The following is a 1,133-nucleotide window of genomic DNA, read 5'->3' as shown; positions in this document are numbered from 1 at the left end:
ACCCCAATTCGGGATAAGATAGCGATTAGTTGCATGTTAAGAGAGATACATGAATTCTCTTCCCATGCCATCAGACATGGGCTATATATAAAGAATCGAAAGAGATTATTCTGTCCTTAGAACATTGTAAGTTGCTTCGTGTCTTCGATGCAGTATCCTTGCAATGGCTTTGGCTTGTTATCAAAGAAACAATATGCTCCCAAGGCTGAAATGAGGTTCATGATAAAGTTGCTTACAGATCTATGGCGTGAATGTACAATCTGTGCCGTATTCTTCAGCATGTCGTTAATGGTTTCGATAATGTATCTCTTGCGCAGCATCATTCTGTCATAGAACGGCATCAGCTTGTTTTTCATGTTTACGCGCAACCCTGTCACCAGCTGTATTCCATCCTCAAAGAGGAAGTCAAACAGCTTCTGTGAAATATAGCCTTTGTCAGCGAACAGCTTGCCATACAAACGTTTAGCAAGAACATTGAACACATTCGGGTCCTTGTCGCTGACATTTGCACCAGTAAGTACAAACGCTATTATCTCGCCTCTGTCATTGCACGCAAGGTGGAGCTTAAAGCCATGACACCAACCCATAGTTCCTTTTCCGTCAGTGGCAATTCCCTTGAATACCTTATTGGCATATCTCCTGAGATTATGGCATACGGGTATCATCGTGGAATCAACGAATGTTATGCCGGTACATCTTCCGAAAGCTCCCAGATTAAGGAAGAACATGAGCTGGAAGAACACGCGGCTTTCCAACTCCACAAAGCGGTTGTACGACACGGCTTTCGGAAAATAAGACTTCATCGTACCCTTAATAAAGAACAGGTAGTAGTGCTTGAAATTGCGGAATGTACCAAAATGAAAATACAACAGAATGGTCATGATTTCACTGTCGGACAACGATGCTGCACGCCGTCTACGCTTCACTCCGCTATTGTCTTCCAGCAAATTTCCTGCATTTTCTGCATCAAAATGTTTGCAAAACTCGTCTATAATACAAAATAATTCTGTAACTTTGTAATCGGTAGTCATATTAAATATTTTTGTAACTTATTGTAAATCACCTATAAAGGTACAAAATATTTGTGAGACTACCAACTTTTTTATGAACAAAATCTTATCCCGAACTGGGGT

The 1,133-nt window shown here is 40.8% G+C and carries 1 protein-coding gene; it reads right to left on the bottom strand.

The annotated features are described in order from the left end of the window. Positions 1 to 116: 116 nt before the first annotated feature. Positions 117 to 1,031: an IS982 family transposase gene (locus CIK95_RS09970; protein ID WP_094466918.1), complete on the bottom strand. Its 915-nt coding sequence runs from the start codon at positions 1,029 to 1,031 to the stop codon at positions 117 to 119. Positions 1,032 to 1,133 lie beyond the last annotated feature (102 nt).

Source organism: Prevotella sp. P5-108 (assembly GCF_002251385.1).
GTDB lineage: Bacteria > Bacteroidota > Bacteroidia > Bacteroidales > Bacteroidaceae > Prevotella.
The sequence above is the reverse complement of the archived record's forward strand: the minus strand, read 5'-3'. Positions and strand labels throughout refer to the sequence as shown.

What these genes read in the sequence shown, in the direction of transcription:
- CIK95_RS09970 (WP_094466918.1), bottom strand. Translation starts at nt 1,031, where the DNA reads ATGACTACCGATTACAAAGTTACAGAATTATTTTGTATTATAGACGAG.